General features: G+C 65.8%; 18 protein-coding genes. 7 read left to right on the plus strand and 11 right to left on the minus strand.

What is annotated here, in order from left to right:
* Nucleotides 1-162: 162 nt before the first annotated feature.
* Both D7D52_RS36540 and D7D52_RS36545 read left to right on the plus strand, forming a co-directional pair.
* Nucleotides 163-1596, plus strand: coding sequence for a serine hydrolase domain-containing protein (locus D7D52_RS36540; RefSeq protein ID WP_120743512.1), 1434 nt, complete (start codon nt 163-165; stop codon nt 1594-1596).
* A gap of 534 nt (nt 1597-2130) precedes the next feature.
* Nucleotides 2131-2454: a mannosyltransferase YkcB-related protein gene (locus D7D52_RS36545; RefSeq protein WP_162958096.1), complete on the plus strand. Its 324-nt coding sequence runs from the start codon at nt 2131-2133 to the stop codon at nt 2452-2454.
* Between the two features lie 105 nt (nt 2455-2559).
* Here D7D52_RS36545 and D7D52_RS36550 read toward each other — a convergent pair whose 3' ends face one another.
* From D7D52_RS36550 to D7D52_RS36580, 7 genes are all read right to left on the minus strand, one after another.
* Nucleotides 2560-3666, minus strand: coding sequence for an alpha/beta hydrolase (locus D7D52_RS36550; RefSeq protein WP_120743514.1), 1107 nt, complete (start codon nt 3664-3666; stop codon nt 2560-2562).
* An 87-nt stretch (nt 3667-3753) separates the two neighbouring features.
* Nucleotides 3754-4134 (minus strand): cyclophilin-like fold protein, encoded by a 381-nt coding sequence (locus D7D52_RS36555; protein ID WP_120743515.1) that lies wholly within the window; start codon nt 4132-4134, stop codon nt 3754-3756.
* 53 nt (nt 4135-4187) lie between these two features.
* Nucleotides 4188-4511: a hypothetical protein gene (locus D7D52_RS36560; RefSeq protein ID WP_162958830.1), complete on the minus strand. Its 324-nt coding sequence runs from the start codon at nt 4509-4511 to the stop codon at nt 4188-4190.
* 59 nt (nt 4512-4570) lie between these two features.
* Nucleotides 4571-4921 (minus strand): nitroreductase/quinone reductase family protein, encoded by a 351-nt coding sequence (locus D7D52_RS36565; RefSeq protein WP_120743517.1) that lies wholly within the window; start codon nt 4919-4921, stop codon nt 4571-4573.
* A 128-nt stretch (nt 4922-5049) separates the two neighbouring features.
* Nucleotides 5050-5835 carry a helix-turn-helix domain-containing protein gene (locus D7D52_RS36570; RefSeq protein ID WP_120743518.1) on the minus strand — a complete coding sequence of 262 codons (786 nt, stop codon included), beginning with the start codon at nt 5833-5835 and terminating at the stop codon, nt 5050-5052.
* 30 nt (nt 5836-5865) lie between these two features.
* Nucleotides 5866-7056 (minus strand): glycosyltransferase 87 family protein, encoded by a 1191-nt coding sequence (locus D7D52_RS36575; RefSeq protein ID WP_246023538.1) that lies wholly within the window; start codon nt 7054-7056, stop codon nt 5866-5868.
* A gap of 71 nt (nt 7057-7127) precedes the next feature.
* Nucleotides 7128-7736, minus strand: a complete 609-nt coding sequence (locus D7D52_RS36580; RefSeq protein WP_120743519.1) for a TetR/AcrR family transcriptional regulator — start codon at nt 7734-7736, stop codon at nt 7128-7130.
* A gap of 105 nt (nt 7737-7841) precedes the next feature.
* Between D7D52_RS36580 and D7D52_RS36585 the strand changes: the two genes are divergently transcribed.
* Both D7D52_RS36585 and D7D52_RS36590 read left to right on the plus strand, forming a co-directional pair.
* Entirely contained in the window at nt 7842-8774 is a 933-nt protein-coding gene (locus D7D52_RS36585; RefSeq protein WP_120743520.1) for a metal-dependent hydrolase, read from the plus strand.
* Entirely contained in the window at nt 8774-9910 is a 1137-nt protein-coding gene (locus D7D52_RS36590; protein WP_120743521.1) for a hypothetical protein, read from the plus strand. The genes D7D52_RS36585 and D7D52_RS36590 overlap by 1 nt, the downstream gene beginning before the upstream one ends.
* A 23-nt stretch (nt 9911-9933) precedes the next feature.
* On the opposite strand, the gene D7D52_RS36595 is transcribed toward D7D52_RS36590, so the two are convergent.
* The gene (locus tag D7D52_RS36595) at nt 9934-10113 is read right to left on the minus strand and encodes an NAD-dependent epimerase/dehydratase family protein (protein ID WP_120743522.1); all 180 of its coding nucleotides are present in this window, start codon (nt 10111-10113) and stop codon (nt 9934-9936) included.
* Nucleotides 10114-10205: 92 nt separating this feature from the next.
* Here D7D52_RS36595 and D7D52_RS36600 point away from each other — a divergent pair, with 92 nt between their 5' ends.
* On the plus strand, nt 10206-11195 hold the full coding sequence (locus D7D52_RS36600; protein ID WP_120743523.1) for an alpha/beta hydrolase: 990 nt from the start codon (nt 10206-10208) through the stop codon (nt 11193-11195).
* On the opposite strand, the gene D7D52_RS36605 is transcribed toward D7D52_RS36600, so the two are convergent.
* The 3 genes from D7D52_RS36605 to ppgK all read right to left on the minus strand — a co-directional run bounded on the left by D7D52_RS36605 (nt 11192) and on the right by ppgK (nt 14585).
* On the minus strand, nt 11192-12484 hold the full coding sequence (locus tag D7D52_RS36605) for an acyltransferase family protein (RefSeq protein WP_162958831.1): 1293 nt from the start codon (nt 12482-12484) through the stop codon (nt 11192-11194). The two genes, D7D52_RS36600 and D7D52_RS36605, sit on opposite strands and share 4 nt — an antisense overlap.
* A gap of 287 nt (nt 12485-12771) precedes the next feature.
* Nucleotides 12772-13737, minus strand: a complete 966-nt coding sequence (locus D7D52_RS36610) for an SDR family NAD(P)-dependent oxidoreductase (RefSeq protein ID WP_222932748.1) — start codon at nt 13735-13737, stop codon at nt 12772-12774.
* Between the two features lie 92 nt (nt 13738-13829).
* Nucleotides 13830-14585, minus strand: a complete 756-nt coding sequence (ppgK, locus tag D7D52_RS36615; protein ID WP_120743525.1) for a polyphosphate--glucose phosphotransferase — start codon at nt 14583-14585, stop codon at nt 13830-13832.
* Between the two features lie 171 nt (nt 14586-14756).
* Here ppgK and D7D52_RS36620 point away from each other — a divergent pair, with 171 nt between their 5' ends.
* Both D7D52_RS36620 and D7D52_RS38415 read left to right on the plus strand, forming a co-directional pair.
* Complete coding sequence (locus D7D52_RS36620) at nt 14757-15518, plus strand: Crp/Fnr family transcriptional regulator (RefSeq protein ID WP_162958832.1); 762 nt, start codon at nt 14757-14759, stop codon at nt 15516-15518.
* Nucleotides 15519-15543: 25 nt separating this feature from the next.
* The gene (locus tag D7D52_RS38415; protein ID WP_162958833.1) at nt 15544-15993 is read left to right on the plus strand and encodes a hypothetical protein; all 450 of its coding nucleotides are present in this window, start codon (nt 15544-15546) and stop codon (nt 15991-15993) included.
* The last annotated feature ends 78 nt before the right edge of the window (nt 15994-16071 follow it).

Here is a 16071-nt window from a genome sequence, read left to right on the forward strand (position 1 = left end):
ATGGCACGCCGTTAGCGCCGAAGCGGCCCTGCACACGCACAAGACGGAGATCCGGAGCTCGTCATCGTGCCCGCCGAGTCGCGAAAGGCCGACAAGTAGCGTGACTCTAGGACCACCCGGTATCGCATACGCCGGTCGGATCACCGCTGGAGGAACACCTCGATGACGAGTAAATCGGGGGCATCCCCAGGCACGACCCACGGTCGCCACCGGCTCGGCGGTCTCGGCGCCGCCGTGCTCCTCGCATCGTCGCTCGTCTTCGCCCAGACAGGCACTGCCGCAGCACAACCAGCGACCGGCGTGTGCTCGGACCCCAGCGGATCCGACGGCTTCCAACGTGCCGATCCGGCCGCTGCGGGAATCGATCCCGCCGCTTTGGGCGATGCCATGGACTTCGGAAAGAGCAAGGGCGCCTATGCCATTCAGATCTACCGACACGGCTGCCTGGTCGGCGACGACACCCGCACCGGCAACCTGCCGCTGCCGTTGGCCAGCGCCAGCAAGGGCGTCGCCTCGGTCGCCGTCGGCCGTGCCATCACCATGGGCTACTTCGAACTCGACGACCCGCTCGGCAAATTCTTCCCCACCGCCGATGCGGACCATGCCGCGCTCACCGTGCGCCAGATACTGAATCAGACCACCGGACTGCGCTTCACCTGGTCTTCCGACATCGCCGGAATCGCCACCGACGAAGTCACCAAGACCCTGAGGGACCCCCTCGCGTTCACACCGGGCACCACATTCCAATACGCGCAGGCCGCACTGGTGCTGCTGCCCAAGATCGTCGAGATCACCACCGGCAGCGATTTCCAGGACTTCGTCCAGCGAGAACTCATGGCCCCCTTGGGCATCGACCGCGACCACTGGGTTTGGCTGCGCGACCGCAGCGGCAACACGACCGTCAACGGCGGCCTCGCCATGCGAGCCGACGACCTCGCCCGCCTGGGCCAGCTGATGCTTCGCAACGGGCGCTGGGGCGAACGGCGGCTCATCGACCCGGACTACATCCGCCAGGCACAACAGCCCACCAGCGCCAACGGCGGCTACGGATTCCTGTTCTGGCTCAACGCCGGTGACTCCTACAAGACCGCCACCGTCCCCAGCGCGAAGGTCTTCGACCACCCGATGTTCCCCGGCACGCCCCGCGACCTCTACTCCTTCGTCGGCGCACTCGGCCAGTTCGTCGCCATCATCCCCAGCCGCGACATGGTCATCGTGCGCCTGGGCGTCCCCGCCAGCATCGACCCCGGCAACGTGCAGACCTCACTGGCCGCCGAATCCAACCCGGACAACAAGGAGTTCCTGCGCCGGGTCACCGCCGCGATCACCGACGTCCCCGCCGAACCCTACGACGAGCCCTACCACTACAACGACAACTTCGGCCCCCTCGTCTCCAACCTCGACGACCTCGCCTTCTGGACCGATCCCGCGAATGTCACCGACATCCTGCTCGGCGTCGGCCCCTACGCCTCGGACAACTGCAATGTGCTGTGGTGCAACGGAAAAGCGGTCCCCCAGGACCTCTACGCCGAGTTCCTCGACGTCTCCGGTCAGGTCACCGCCACGATCCAGGGCCTCGACCACGGTCAACGCTGATCTGGGCCCGGCCGGCACCTCCCCGACTCGCGACCACTACCGATCGCCGGCTCCGTACGATACGGAATCGATATCAGGAGTTCACTTCTCCATTTGGCGGAATTCTTGCAGCCGACGGAACCCATTATTGATCTGAAACTAAATGGTTGAGGCGTAGGTGGTGTGTGGGGCTTGGAAGTAGCCGCGGACATGGCCGGGGAGCTTCTGGATGCGGCTGAAGAACTTTCGGACCGAGCGGTGGAGTTGGTCGCGGAGACTACCCGGGTGGCACGCCCGCGACCGGAATGCCTGCCGGGTGAATGCACCGGAAGTGTGGTTACGTCGCCTGCCCTACCGGACCTTCGCTGACGCGACACAGGAGACGTGACTCGCCTACCAGCACACGGACTGCACGGATCACGTTCAAAGACAAACACCAAAGGGCCAGCCGGTGGGCGGGCGGCTCAGTGGAAGCTCGCGCGGGCTCACAGGGTTTGTTGGAGGTCGGGGTGCTGAATGGTGGTTGTGACAGCATCACTTCAGGACAGTGCGTCTGTGGTTCCGCCTCTGCCGCCTGCTGTTGAGCGGGAGGGTGGACGGTTTTCCGGTAATGGCTCCTCGGCGGCTGCGGGACTGGAGTTGCAGACCGAGAAGGCCGTGATGGCCATCGGTGGATTCTCCGGCAGCGATCCAACCCCGACACTGGCGGAATTCCAGGCCGACGTGAAGGCTGGAAAGATCGGCTACTACATCCTGCAGAACAACGGTCGCGGTGGAATACCCAGGGCGACAACGGGAACGCCACCCGTGAACCCGGCGCCAACCCTCCTGCCGGTGGGTTCGGACGCAACCAGCACACCGACATCACCAACTGGGTGACCGCGACCTTCACACCCCAACAGGTGGGAAATGCCACGGTCTACAAGTTGACCGGATACGCCGGGTGACGGCGCACGAATTCAGCGGGCGCGCTTGACCTGACGGTCAGTTCTGCGGGGGCGCGCCGGGCGGCTGCATGCCGCCGGGGGCGCCGTCGGCGGGTGGGGCGGGTTGGGCGCCTGGCGGGAGGGGCTTGCCGATGTGCTGGGCGATGTCGGGGAGCATGCGGTTGGCGACCTGTTCCCAGTTGCCCCAGTTGTGGACGCCGATACTCGGGAAGTCGTAGCTGACGTTGTCGTAGCCGAGGGCTTGCAGTTTCGACTGGAAGGCCTTGGTGTTGGCCAGGGCGATGGCTTCCAGCGGCATGCCCTGGATGACGGCGTCGGCGGAGGACAGGTCCTGCTGGGCGGGGACGGCGCTGCCGGCGGCGATGTAGAGGCGGGTGTTGTTGGCGATCAGCTTGTCCGCGAAGCCGTACGGGTCCATGCGCTGCCACTTGGCGCTGCCCGCGGCGGCCATCGAGTCGATGTTGTAGCCGCCGGCGGCGAGCAGGGCCAGGCGCAGGGCGTCGCGCATGCCGGGCGCGGACATGTAGAGGTAGCCCGACAGCGAACCCGCGTAGCTGAACTGGTCGGGGTGGTAGGCGGCGAACAGCAGCGAGGCGCTGCCGCCGCTGGACAGGCCGAAGACGCCGTTGCGGGAATCGCTGAAGCCCAGGCGATTTCGCAGAGCGTCACGCAGGTCGTGGGTGAGGAAGGACTCCCAGCGGTAGACGTAGGACTTGCCGGAGGTCTCGTCCCAGCCCGCGACGGCGGAACCGGAATCGCGGCTGGGGAAGAGGTTGGCGTCGGGGTTGACGCCGCCGAAACTGCTTGGGGCGTCCCAATCCTGGTAGAAACTGGACTCGCCGCCGACCGGCATCACCACATTGATGTTGAACTTGGCCAGCGCCGCGGGGATCTCGGTGTGGATCTCCCAGCCGTTGTAATCGTTCTGGGCGCGTTCACCATCCAGCAGATACACCACCCGATCGGTGTTGCCGTCGGCCGCGCGCACGATCCGGGTCTTCACCGAGCCCATGCTGGAATCGACGTAGAAGTCGAAGGCATTCGGATTCGTGTCCGCCACGGCCGGACCGGCCACCACCCCGAACGGCAGCATTGCGGCCACCGCGGCTCCCACCAGGCCCCGCTTGGCCCATCCTCCCCGCATATCCTGTTTTGCCCTTCGTTTGTGCGGCCGCCCCGCAGCCGCTCCCCTCTGTTCGCCGTGCAGCATAACGGGTCCGGCGCAACGAAGTCAGGCGAGTTCGACTCGAATCGGATCACCGGGACGCACGGTGGCGAGCAATCGCGGGTCACCATCGACAGTGCCCAGCACATTGCACGGACTGGCCAGACGGCATTCGTCACCGCGTGAAATCGGCGTCGGACCGTACGGCAGCGCCAGCGAATCCCCGTCGGTCCAGAAGGCGACGGTCCCCGGCTCCACCACCTGCCGCGCATCCGACTCCCGCGGAACACTCACCCCGGTCTCGAAGTAGACCTCTTCTCCCCAGGTACTGGCGCTGGCCGCAATCGGCAACGCCGCCACCAGCGCTTTCGTCGTGGGAGTGTCCTCGAGCGTGGCCGTCAACTGATTGGCGGGCCAGGTAATGCGGATACGGATCTCGTTCGCCATGGATGACATTCAACAATATGTTGAAATTGCAGCGGCAGCGTGGGTGTTCCAGCTCACTCACCGACAGTGAACCAGCCGCTGCGGCCGCGAGCGTCCAGGCGGCCGTCGCCCCAGCTGGCACTGCCGTAGGCATCGATGTCGATGGCGTAGCGGCCGGCGGGGAGAGACTCGGGAAGCTGGATGGAGGCGCGGTCCTGCCAGTCGACCAGGCCCAGATACGTGCGCGCGGGACGAGAAGCCTGGGCTACCAAGAAGATTCGCACGGATTCGAAGGTACGGGGCACCGGCGCGTCGACCGCCCAGCCGATGCCCAGGCGCCGATGCCCCGTATCGCTGAAATCGACGGTGACGCGCAGCGCCCCGGCCTCGTCACTCACGACTGCCTCCTCGATATCCAGGCTGGCACGGCCGGTGCGGCCTGGCAACGAGCAGACCGTCAGGCGGCGTCGAGGGTGACCCGGACGGTGACCCGGCCATTGTCGCGGTGCGTGACCGCATGGCCGGTGCGGTCGACCCCGTTCAGCCGCAAGGAGATCGGGCCGCCCTCCCCCTGGAAGTTGCGCCACCAGTTCTTGTGGTCCGGCAGCGCCACCCCGATCACGATCTCCTCGCCGCGCCGCACATAGTTGACCGGGGTGCTGAAGGTCTTACCCGACCGGCGGCCGGTATAGGTGATCACAACGAACCCCCGCCCCAGCAGCGGCCCGATCACCGGCAACTTGGTCAGCGCGACCACACCGGCATTGAGCACGCCGGTCGCTTGCGCCGCAACATCTTTCAAGGCCATATGCCCTCCTTCTCCAGGAGAAACCTAACACTCCCAGGCGGCGCCGTCCCCGCCACGGCACCGCCTGGTCGCGGCCGAGAACGAGTAAAGCGGACCGGGGGTTCTGGAGACAAGGAGACGCGGTGACCCTAAATAGGGTCTGTGCGTAGCGGCGGGCCGGAGTACGGACGAACCACCGCCACACACAGATGCAGAAATTCGCGGCCCGCGGGAAAGGACTGCAACTGCATGGTCACACTGACCGGCCCGGCGTCGGTATGCACATGCTGCGGCTCTTCGACGCCGCGATCGAAGCGGACCTTGCGAGTGAGCCAAAGGCGGGCGAAGTCCGGATCGTCCTGCAGATCACGCAACAGCGCGACACCCGGTTCCGGATTGCCGAAGTACGCGCAGATGCCTCGCATGCGCGCGACATCGTTAGGGGTCTCCTCGTCCCAGGTCGCCATGATCTTGCGACCGATCGGGCCGAAGAGCCAGTGCATGACGTTGCCGGCCGCGACCCGGCCCGGAAACAGCTGTTCGTAGGCATCGTTGGCGGCGATGACATCCCAGCGCCAATTGCAGTAGGCGGCCGGGCGGGGCATCAGATCCTCCAGCATGGCGCGCTCCGCGGCGGTGACCTCGGCGCGCACCACCTCCGGGATCGAGGGGCGCGGGATATGGACTCGGGTCAGGTCGTCCAGGTGCCGGAATTCGTCCGGGTGGTCGAGGCCCAGCGCTCGGCCGAGGGATTGCTGCGTCGGGAGGCTCAGGCCCGTCTGCTCGCCTCGTTCCAGCTTCTGGATCGTTCGGGCCGACAGAAATGCCCGCTGCCCCAAGGCTTCCCGGGTCGATCCCAGCCGCTTACGGTGGAAGTGAACGTAATCCGCGAGGGAAGGCAGGGGTAGTTTCAGCTCGTCCGCGGACACAAGCACCTCTCACACACTCTCGAGATGGCTCGAGCACTACGTACAGCTACGGTCCAGCATCCTATGGTTCGAGGTGGTGTGATCCAGGTCGCGGGTGCGCAGGACCGACCACGCGTACAGCAGGACGCAGGCGAAGCCCAGGACGTGGGCGTTTTCGAGGATTGGTTCGGTGTGCCATGGTTTGGGCAGGACGAAGACGCCGACCGAGGCGAAATCGGGGGTCCACTGGTAGGTCCAGGCGCCGGTTGCGATGAAGAGGGCTGCCGCTGCTGCCCACCAGCGGGGGTTCGATTGGGCGCGGTGGACGAGGTGCACCAGCAGCGGGACGAACCATACCCAGTGGTGTCCCCAGGCGAACGGGGATACCGCGCAGGAGGTCATGCCGGCCAGCGTGACCGACAGCAAACGCTCGCCGCGGCGGTACAGGGCGACGCTGAGCCACAGGCCGAGCGCGGCGATTCCGAGGGCGAGGAGCAGCCAGCACCACAGCGGGGCGGTCCCGCCGGTCAGGTGTGCGAGCACGCCGCGAATCGACTGATTGGCCGGGTCGGTGTCGGGGGCGATGCGGTCGGCGTGGAAGAAGGTCGAAAACCAGTATCGCCGTGAGTCTTCGGGCGATACGAGCCACGCGAGGCCGATCGTCGCCGCCACCGCGAGGGCCGCGGTCGCGGCTGCCCGCCATTGCCGCAGGGCCAGGAACTGGACGAGGAAGAAGCCGGGGACGAGCTTGATTCCGGCGGCGATGCCGACGCCGACACCTCTGCCGCGGGAACGTTCCGGGCGCGAGAAGTCCCACAGCACCAGCAGCATGAGCACCAGGTTGATCTGCCCGTAGAACAGGGTCGTGCGGACCGGCTCCAGGAACAGGCACGTAATGGCAAGCAGCGCAGCGATACTCGCCGACGCGGCGTTCAAGCGGTAGCCGAGCATGCGCCCGGACAGCAGCACGCAGGCATACAGCACCAGCACATTGACCACCAGGAACGCGTCGGTGATCCAGACGGCGGGTACGGCCAGGCCGGGCAGGAAGACGATCGCCGAGAACGGCGTGTAGGTGTAGAGCAGCCCGCCGACGGTCTCCTCGTCGTAGAGCGAATGCCCGTGCAGCAGACGCCAGGCGCCCTCGCGGTAGATGTGCACGTCCAGTCCGCCCGCGAGGATCCCGGCCTTGTCAAGCCACGGATCGACCGTCGTGAACAGCAGCGTCACCGCCACGACGGCGCTCACGGCGAGCACGAAAGGCGTTGCACGGGGGCGAGAAACCGTCATCGCAGGCGAAACGGACACAAATAGTGAGCTTAGTGAACCATCTGGGCGATGATCGCCGACCCCATCCAACGGCGCAGGTAGCGGCGCAACTCGTCATCGGTGCGGGGCGGATTACCCGGGGAGATGAAGAACGACTGCATGGTCCGCAGCAGGAATTCGACCAGCTCGCGCAGGGATTCGTCGTCGTAGCCGAAATCCCGCCAGTCCACGTCGAAGCGTTTGATCATGGTGATGCCGAACGCCTGCGCCTGCTCGGAGGTGATGCCGGCCGGGTCCGCGCCGGAGTAGGTGGCGGTGAGCAGGATGCCCAGATGCGGGGTGCGACGCACCTCGGCGAGGGTGTAGACGACAGCCTCGGTCATGGCCTCGACCGGATCGGCCAGCCCGCGCACCCGAGCCTCGAGCCGGTCGAGGAAGCCGTCGACCGAGGCGATGGCCGAGGCCCGCATCAGCGCATCGGCACTGGGGAAGTAGCGGTAGACGGTCTGGCGGATGACGCCGAGCGCATCGGCCACGTCGGCGATGCTGATTTCCTTGCCGGTGCGCGCGATCAATTCGACTGCGGCAGCGACGATTCGGCGCGTCGCCTCCTCGTCGTTCTCCGGCGGACTGCCGCCCCACCCGCGTCTGCGTGCCACGCGCCGACCGTAACACGCCGGGACCATCTCATCGGATATGCCCGCTGACCAGGACGTATAAATCATACACTTGAACGACGCTCTGTATGTTTGTATGTTCACGGAATGACAGACCTGATAGTGCGCAAACTCACTTTCGCGTTCGAGCAGTACGACGTCCCGTTCCTGTGGAATCCGGAGAACCCGGCCTTCTCGAGCATGGCCAACGCGGTGTCGTTCCTGGCCATCGGCTTCGAGAAGATGATCGTGCAGATGATCACGCAGGCGAAGCCGGTCATCACCGACCCGGAGGTGGCCGAGGAGGCCGATGCGTTCATGCGGCAGGAGGGGCAGCATTCGACCGCGCATCGCCAGCACGTGCGCGGGCTGATTCGCGCCTATCCGGGGCTGCAGGCGACGCTCGACGAAGTGATCGGCGAGTTCGACAAGCTCACCGCGAACACGCCTTTGAAGTATCGGCTCGCCTACACCGCGGATCTGGAGGCGACGTTCACCTCGGTGTTCAAGCTCATGCTCGACAACGAGGCGGCGCTGTTCCGTCCCGGCGACGACCGGGTCGCGTCGCTGTTCATCTGGCATTTCGTCGAGGAGGTCGAGCACCGCAGCTCGGCGCTGATCATCTTCGACTCGGTGGTGGGCAGCGACCTGTACCGGATGCGGGTCGCGCCGTCCATCTTCCGCCACGTGCTTCGCATGATCCGCATCGCCTGCGCGGGGTTCAATGAGCATGTGCCGCTGGAGGATCGGAAGATCGACGCCATGTCGATGTTCGCCACCCACCGCTACCGGCAGCGGCTGGGCAAGCGGTGGCCGCGGTTGGCGCTGCCCGAGCACGGGCCCATGCCGCGGGCCTTCGACGACCTGCCGCTGGGTGAGCAGCTCGTCGCGCTGCGCGGCATCGTGCGCAGCCAATTGCCCAAACACAATCCCGCACACGAGAAGACGCCCGCGCTGGCGGACGTGTGGTTCCGGCGATACCGCGACGGCTACGACGTCACGCGCTGGTACACCGCCGCAGCCGGGTCGGAGGCGAACTGATGGCCGACCACTGCGCACCCACCTTCGACCAGCTCGCGCATTCGCTGGGATTCTCCTGCGATACCGCGGGCGGGCTGGTGGAGGTGAGAAACCCACTGGCGCTGGAGAACTGGACGCTGCCGGTGCTGGAGACGACGGTGATTCTCGGGTCGGTGCTGGCGCTGGTGCTGGCCGTGGTGCGGTGGCGCCGCCACGGCGATCCCACCAACCTGGCGCTCTGGTTCGGCGCGACCGCCTACCTGTTCGTCATCGAGCCGCCCCTGTATTTCCCTGCCGCGTTCGGGATTTCGGGGCATGTGGACACCATGTTCGCGCACAATGTGTTCACCGTGGACTTCCTGTGGGGGCGGTTGCCGCTCTACATCGTGGCGATCTACCCGTTCATGGCGACCCTGGCCTACGAGATCGTCCGGATGCTCGGCGTTTTCCGCACCTACGGCGCGCTGGTCGGCGCCGCCTGCGTCGGTTTCGTCCACCACGCCTTCTACGAGATCTTCGATCAGATCGGCCCGCAGCTGCGCTGGTGGGAATGGACGACCTCTAATCCGCTCAATCAGCCCATGTTCGATTCGGTGCCGCTGCCGAGCGTGGTGGTGTTCGCGGCGCTGTGGCCGATGTCGTTGGCCTACTGCGTATATCGGTTCGTCGGCGCCCGCGCGGATCGCGGCGAGCGGATGCCGGGGCTCGAATTGACCTGGCGCACCGTCGTGATCGGGCTGCTGGCGTCGCTGGGCACGTTCATCCTGCCGTTGCCCGCCACCGTGCTGGGTATGGCCGGCACGACCGTGCGCGGCATCGTGTACGCCCTCGAACTGGTCGTGGTGAGCGTGGTGGCGGTCCGGGTGCTCTACCGCCAGTGGTCCCGGCGCTCCCGGTCCACGGAACCCGGTTACCCGAACCGATTCGTGATCGCTTACAGCGCAGCGTATCTCGTGGTGATGGCGGTGCTGTGGGCGACGGCGCTGCCCGATTTCTTCGCCGCCACCCACGGGCACACCAGCGCCGGCGACCCGATCGGGAATCTCTGGTACACGATCGCCTGCTTCGCCGTCGCCATCCTGTGCGTGGTGGCGGTCGCGCCCGCGATGCGTCAGCCCGTGCGGGCGCGGACGGCGAGCATGGTGACCGAGGTGTGAGGCGCTGTCGCCGGGCAGTGCGGTCAGGAAGCGGCGCACGCCGGCGGCCACGGCGGCATCGAGGAAGACGTCGATACCCCGGGCCGCGCGCGCACCGCGGCGCCCCGGGCCAGCAGGGTGTCGACGAGGTGGCGGCCGACGGCGCCGGTGACGCCGGTGACGAGGACGGTGGGGCGGCTGTTGCGAATCTCTGTGCTGCTCATGACAAGAATGCTCCCGGTAAAGACCCCGCCCCCACATCACGAGAATTCGTTATCTGTAACGGCACCGACTCGTTCGCAGACATAACGATTCGATGAAACTCTCCGCATTGCTCCGGACCGGTGTTTGCGCGACTACCGCCGCACTGGCCATCACGATGCTCGGCGGCACCGCGACCGCCGAGCCCGGGAAGCCGCCGGCGATCAGTTCGCTCGTGAAGGACGGGCGCACCTGGCATGTGCAGGTGTATTCGGCGGCGATGGACAAGGACATCACGGTCGACGTGCAGCGCCCGGTCGACGAATCACAGCCGGCGCCGAACTTCTACCTGCTCAACGGGCTGGACGGCGGGTACGGCACCGCGAGCTGGAAGGCGCAGACCGATGTGCTGGATTGGCTGGCGGACAAGCAGGTCAATGTGATTCAGCCCATCGGCGGATTCGCCAGCTATTACGCGGATTGGGAGAAGCCGGATCCCAGTCTGGGCGTGAACAAGTGGAAGACGTTCTTCACCGAGGAACTGCCGCCGCTGCTGGACAAGGCATTGAATTCCACCGGACTCAATTCACTGGCGGGCATTTCCACCTCCGGCACCTCGGTATTGCAGCTCGCCGAGGCCAAGCCCGGGTTGTGGAAGAGCGTCGCCGCCTACAGCGGGTGCGCGCAGATCGCCGATCCGGCGGGACAGAGCTTCGTGAAGCTGTCGGTCAATCGCGGCGGCGGCAATACCGAGAACATGTACGGGCCCGACAACAGCCCGGACTGGGCCGCCAACGATCCGGTCGTCAATGCCGAAAAGCTGCGCGGGACAACGCTGTACATCTCCAGCGGCAGCGGGCTGCCCGCGCCGGCGGATGTGAACTACTACCTGAACAACGGCGGGCCGGAGACTCTCGCGCTGGGCATGATCATCGAGGGCGCCACCAATGCGTGCTCGCACAACCTGAAGGCGCGCCTCGACGGTCTGGGCATTCCGGCGACCTATCAGTTCCCGCCGGTCGGGACGCACTACTGGCCTTACTGGCAGCAGGCGCTGCACGATTCCTGGCCGCTGCTGGCCCAGGGCATGGGGTTGCAGGGTTAGCCGGTGGTGACGGGAGCGGGCTCGGCCCGCTTCCGCGCCTCCATCCGCTTGATTACCCGATGGCCGTAGTTGTGGCAGGGCTGCTCGATCACGCGATAGGTCACCGCCGCGATCACCAGCGCGGCGGTCACCAAGGTCAGCAGGGTGAGCCATTGCGGCGGAACCCCGAGCACTGAGCTGTGCCAGCGGGGGAAGTCCAGTACCAGGGCGTGAACCAGGTACAGCGAGTAGCTGATTCGGCCCAGATACAGCAAAGGCTGCGGGAACGAGTAGCGGCGCAAGAACAGGAACGCGGCGAAGAACAGATATGCCGGAATGATGGTGAGCGGCTGCTTCACCCAGGTGATCCAGACACCGGTGATCGGGTCCAGCGTGGGCTGCAGGAAAGTGCTGACGAAGAAAATCAGTCCGATCGCGAACCCGAACACCGCCCATCCACGCCAGGCGGCAATCTCCCCCGACGTGATCCGGTAGAGCACCGTCCCGACGAACATGGTCGCGAAATAACCGAAGGTCATCGCCGACGCACCGGGCTGATTGAGCACCAGCGGCACGGTCAGAAAGGCGAGACCGATCGCGGTCAGGGCCATGCGCCGATTGGACGCGAGCGTGGCGAACACCATCGCGACCACGATGGTCAAAACCACGACGGCCGTCCGCGTACCAGCGTTCGCGCCCGCGCCGGTAACCATCGCGACCGGTAGAAACGCACCGGGAATGATCAGTGCGACCGCGAGCACCGCCAGCGGCACCGATTTCCGGTTCAGCCCGGCGATCAACAGCAGTGACAGGAACAGGTAGAACACGAGCTCGTACGCCAGCGACCAGGACGCCCCGATGATCAGAATGTTCTCGCCGCCGAGAAAGAACTGCACCATCGTCAGATTCGCGAGGAAGTTGCGCACCGAGTGTTCGAGATAGCTTGCGCGCAAACCGAACTGGTTCACCGAGTACAACAGCATCGCCGCGGTCAGGCACGCCCAGAACAAAGGATACAGCCGGAAGAACCGGCCCACCCAGAATTGCCCCAGCGACCGCCCGCGCTCCATCGAGGCGGGAATGATGAAGCCGCTGACGAGGAAGAAAACGAAAACACCGAACTCGCCGAGCCCGAAATACGCCTGTGAGAACCGGAAATAGGCGGGGAACAACCGCTCCGACACGTGCTGAATCACGACCGCGAAGGCGGCTAGACCGCGCAACGCGTCCAAGAATTCGTATCGGCCGCCCCGGCGCGCCACTCGTTCGACCGGAGCGGGCGCGACCGCCACCGTACTGTCAGCGGTCACGACCGGATCCCCCACATTGCTCGAACTCATTCAACAAAGCGCAGCTCACACGCAGTACAGCTGCTGATTAGTAGCATGCCGAGCGCCACACCAGCAAGTTGCCGAGGACTCGCTGAATCGGTCATCAAATCGGTTGGCGGGCTCACTTCTTCGTGTCGGACTCCGCGCGTCTGCGGCCGGGCGGCCGCCCGGCTGAGCCGAGCCATGACGTGCAACGGGACCTGGATCAAGACGATGCGGTCCCGCCTCTACGCGGTCGGCGTGACGAATTAACAGTTGCGTCCGCGTTATTCAGCCGATGTCCGGCGTGCGGCCGCGACCAATTCCTCGGATACCTGCCACAGTCGCGTCGCGCGGTCGCGGTCGTAGGATTCCGGTGCGCTCGGCACCTGGGCAGCGCCGGTGAAGTACTCACCCGTGGTCTGTGCGAGTTCGGGGTCGGTGACCAGCCGCGCGAGATCCGCCGCCGATCGGGTGACGGTGCGGGCGATGGGCATCACCTTGATCAGCACCGGCGCGAGCAACCGGAAACCGATGCGCGCCGGGGCCGGATATCCGCGCGCGAGCCCGGTTTCCGGCATCAGTCCGGGATCGAAGGCGTTGACGGTGATCCCGCGATCACGCCAGCGCCTTGCGAGCTCGTAGGTGAAATAGACGTTGGCGAGTTTGCTGTTGGCGTAGGCGATGCGACCGTCGCGGTCGGACGCGGCGTTCTCGCCGGGAGTGGCCAGCGCCCGCGGATCGCGCCAGCGGGGTGCGGGGAAGCCCATCGATTTGCGTGGGCCCTGATGCACGTCGCTGGACACCACCACGACACGCGCGCCCGCGCCGAGCAGGTCGCCGCATCCGGTGACGAGCGCGAAATGCCCGAGATGATTGACGGCGAAAGTGAGTTCGTAGCCGTCGCGCGACGCGCGCACCCCATCCACGATCTGCAGCCCCGCGTTGCACACGATCGCGCCGAGGCCCGGCCGCTCCCGCCGATGCAATGCGTCCACCGCCGCCGCGACCGCCTCGAGCGAAGCCAGTTCCAGATCCACCAGCTCGATCTCAGCCCCAGGCGCGTGCTCGCGGATCTGCCGCACCGCCGCCGCGGTCTTCTGCTCGTCGTGGCCACCCAGAATCAGCGGAATACCCTCGACCGCTAGGGTTTTCGCCGTTTTCAGCCCAAGACCCGAGGAGGCGCCGGTAACAAGGACCGGGAGCTTCGTGCCGCGCTCTCCAGCCATCTCATCGTGCACAACCTGCGACATGATCGGTCCCCCAAGCCTTTTGCATCGACAGTAGTACACGAAGGGATTTCGACGCGCACCTTACGTCCGGGGCTGGGCGTACTCGCGACCTCTTACCGCGAAGCGCTGCCTTCGGCTTGGGCGGCGAGGGCGGCGCCGACAATGCCGGCGTCGTTGTGCAGTGCGGCCGGGACGATGTCGGTGCGCACCTTGTCGATATACGGCAGGAACTTGTCGGCATGTTTGCTGACGCCACCGCCGATGATGAACAGCGTTGGCGAGAAAGCCATTTCGAGATACTGAAGATAGCGCTGAACACGATGCGCCCACTGCTTCCAGCTGAGGTCGCGCTCCTCACGCACATTCGCGGCCGCATGATGCTCGGCCTCGTGCCCATCGAGCTCCAAATGCCCGAATTCGGTATTGGGCACCAGCACACCGTTGTAGAACTGCGCACTGCCGATACCGGTCCCGAAGGTAAGCATCAACACCGTCCCCCGCCGATCCCGCCCCGCCCCGAACCGCATCTCGGCAATACCCGCCGCATCCGCGTCATTCACCACGGTCACCGGCACCCCCAACACCCCCGAGAGCCGCTCCCGGGCATCCAACCCGATCCACCCCTCATCCACATTCGCCGCCGTCCGAGTAACCCCGTCCACCACCACCCCCGGAAACGTAACCCCCACCCCACCCCGCCACTCGAATCGCTCCGCGACGCCCCGAACCACCTCGAACACCGCCTCCGGCGTAGCCGGCTGCGGCGTCAGCTCCCGAACCCGCTCCCGCGACAAGCTCCCAGCCGCCACATCCACCGGCGCCCCCTTGATCCCCGTGCCCCCGATATCGATGCCCAGGTAGGTGTCCATCCATCCATGATCATCGGCGCGCCGCGAAAACGCCACGGGTGCGATCGTTCAACAGCCACCGGAGCGGCGGAACTGTCTCAGATCGTGATGTCCGAATTCCTCCTCACGCCAGAGTCCGCGCCTACCGTGGAGGATTCGGGGGCGGCTTCTCCGAGGGCACGGAGTCGGAATATGAACACACCACAAAGCGGCTGGCTGGATCACTGGCCGTGGCCGGAGCGCACTTTCATGGAGCGGTTGAGTCCCGCATCGCGGCGGGACCTGCTCGCGCTGGGGACGCAGCGCCCTTTCCAGCCAGGGGAGGTGCTCTCGCCGTACGGGGACCCGGCCAACAGCGTGTATCTGCTGCGGTCGCGGGATTCCAAGGTTTCGGCCTGCGCGAAGATCACGGGAGTCGACGGGAAGCTGCTCGCGATCCGGGTGAGCGGGGATGTGATCGGTGAGATCGCGGCGCTCGAACCCAGTTCCCGGCGCTCCGCGACAGTCACCATTTGTACGGCCGCCACCGTGCATCGCATGCCGGGCGCGGAATTCCTGCGGTTCCTCGATCAGCATCCGGATGGGTGGCAGACACTGTGCCGGACCATCGCGGACCGGCTGGCGTGGGCGGATCAGCGACGGCTGGATTTCAGCGACTGCGCGGTCACCGTCCGGCTCGCACGGCTGCTCGTCGAATTCGCGGAATCCTACGGTCGCCGGACCACGGTGCGGCCGAACGGGAATGGGTGTGACGACGGTTCGACCGACGCCGCCGCTTGGGAGATCACCATTCGACTCAACTACGAGGAGTTGGGCAATCTCGTGGGAGCGAGGATCGACGCCATCGGTCTCGCCATGCGGGAGATGCGGGACCTGGGACTGGTGTGCCTGCGCAATCGCCACATCGTGGTGATCGATAACAAGGGCTGGGAGAAATACAGCGTGCAACCTTGAAAATTACTGCCGCACAGACGATTGGGTGGACAAAGTCCGGATTTTTCCGGTGCACACGGTAGTTGACGGTGGCACCTTGGTCTTTCAGCATCAAGACCAATCGGAGGTGCACGACGATGTCGCCCCATACCAGCCCCCAGACTCGCGCCGCGATCCACGCGAGGTGATCATCATGGAAACGATCATCCTGGCGGCGGCGTGGGCGGCGATTGTCGCGATCCGAGCGCTGCCCGAAATCATCCGATCCCGACGTACCTGCGTCTCGGTCATGGTGACCCCCACAGCCGAGGGCATGCACGAAGTGGCGATCACTGCAACGAATGTCGAAGATGCCGTGCGGGTGGTGCGGGAGGCTTTGGCGACGCGGCCGGAGCAAGAACGCCGTGCATTCCGTACCGGAACAGGAACTCGGCCACGGCGAGGTTGCGGGAACGACTGCCTCCTAAGCAATCCTGATCCGACTCTGGCCGCATGACGGCGACAATCTGCTTCCGAAGTCGCGGGGTTCATTGCGGGGAGACATTTTCGGTGCAGCGCACGGCCGGTCTGGCAC

Origin of the sequence: Nocardia yunnanensis, assembly GCF_003626895.1 — a bacterium.
GTDB lineage: Bacteria > Actinomycetota > Actinomycetes > Mycobacteriales > Mycobacteriaceae > Nocardia > Nocardia yunnanensis.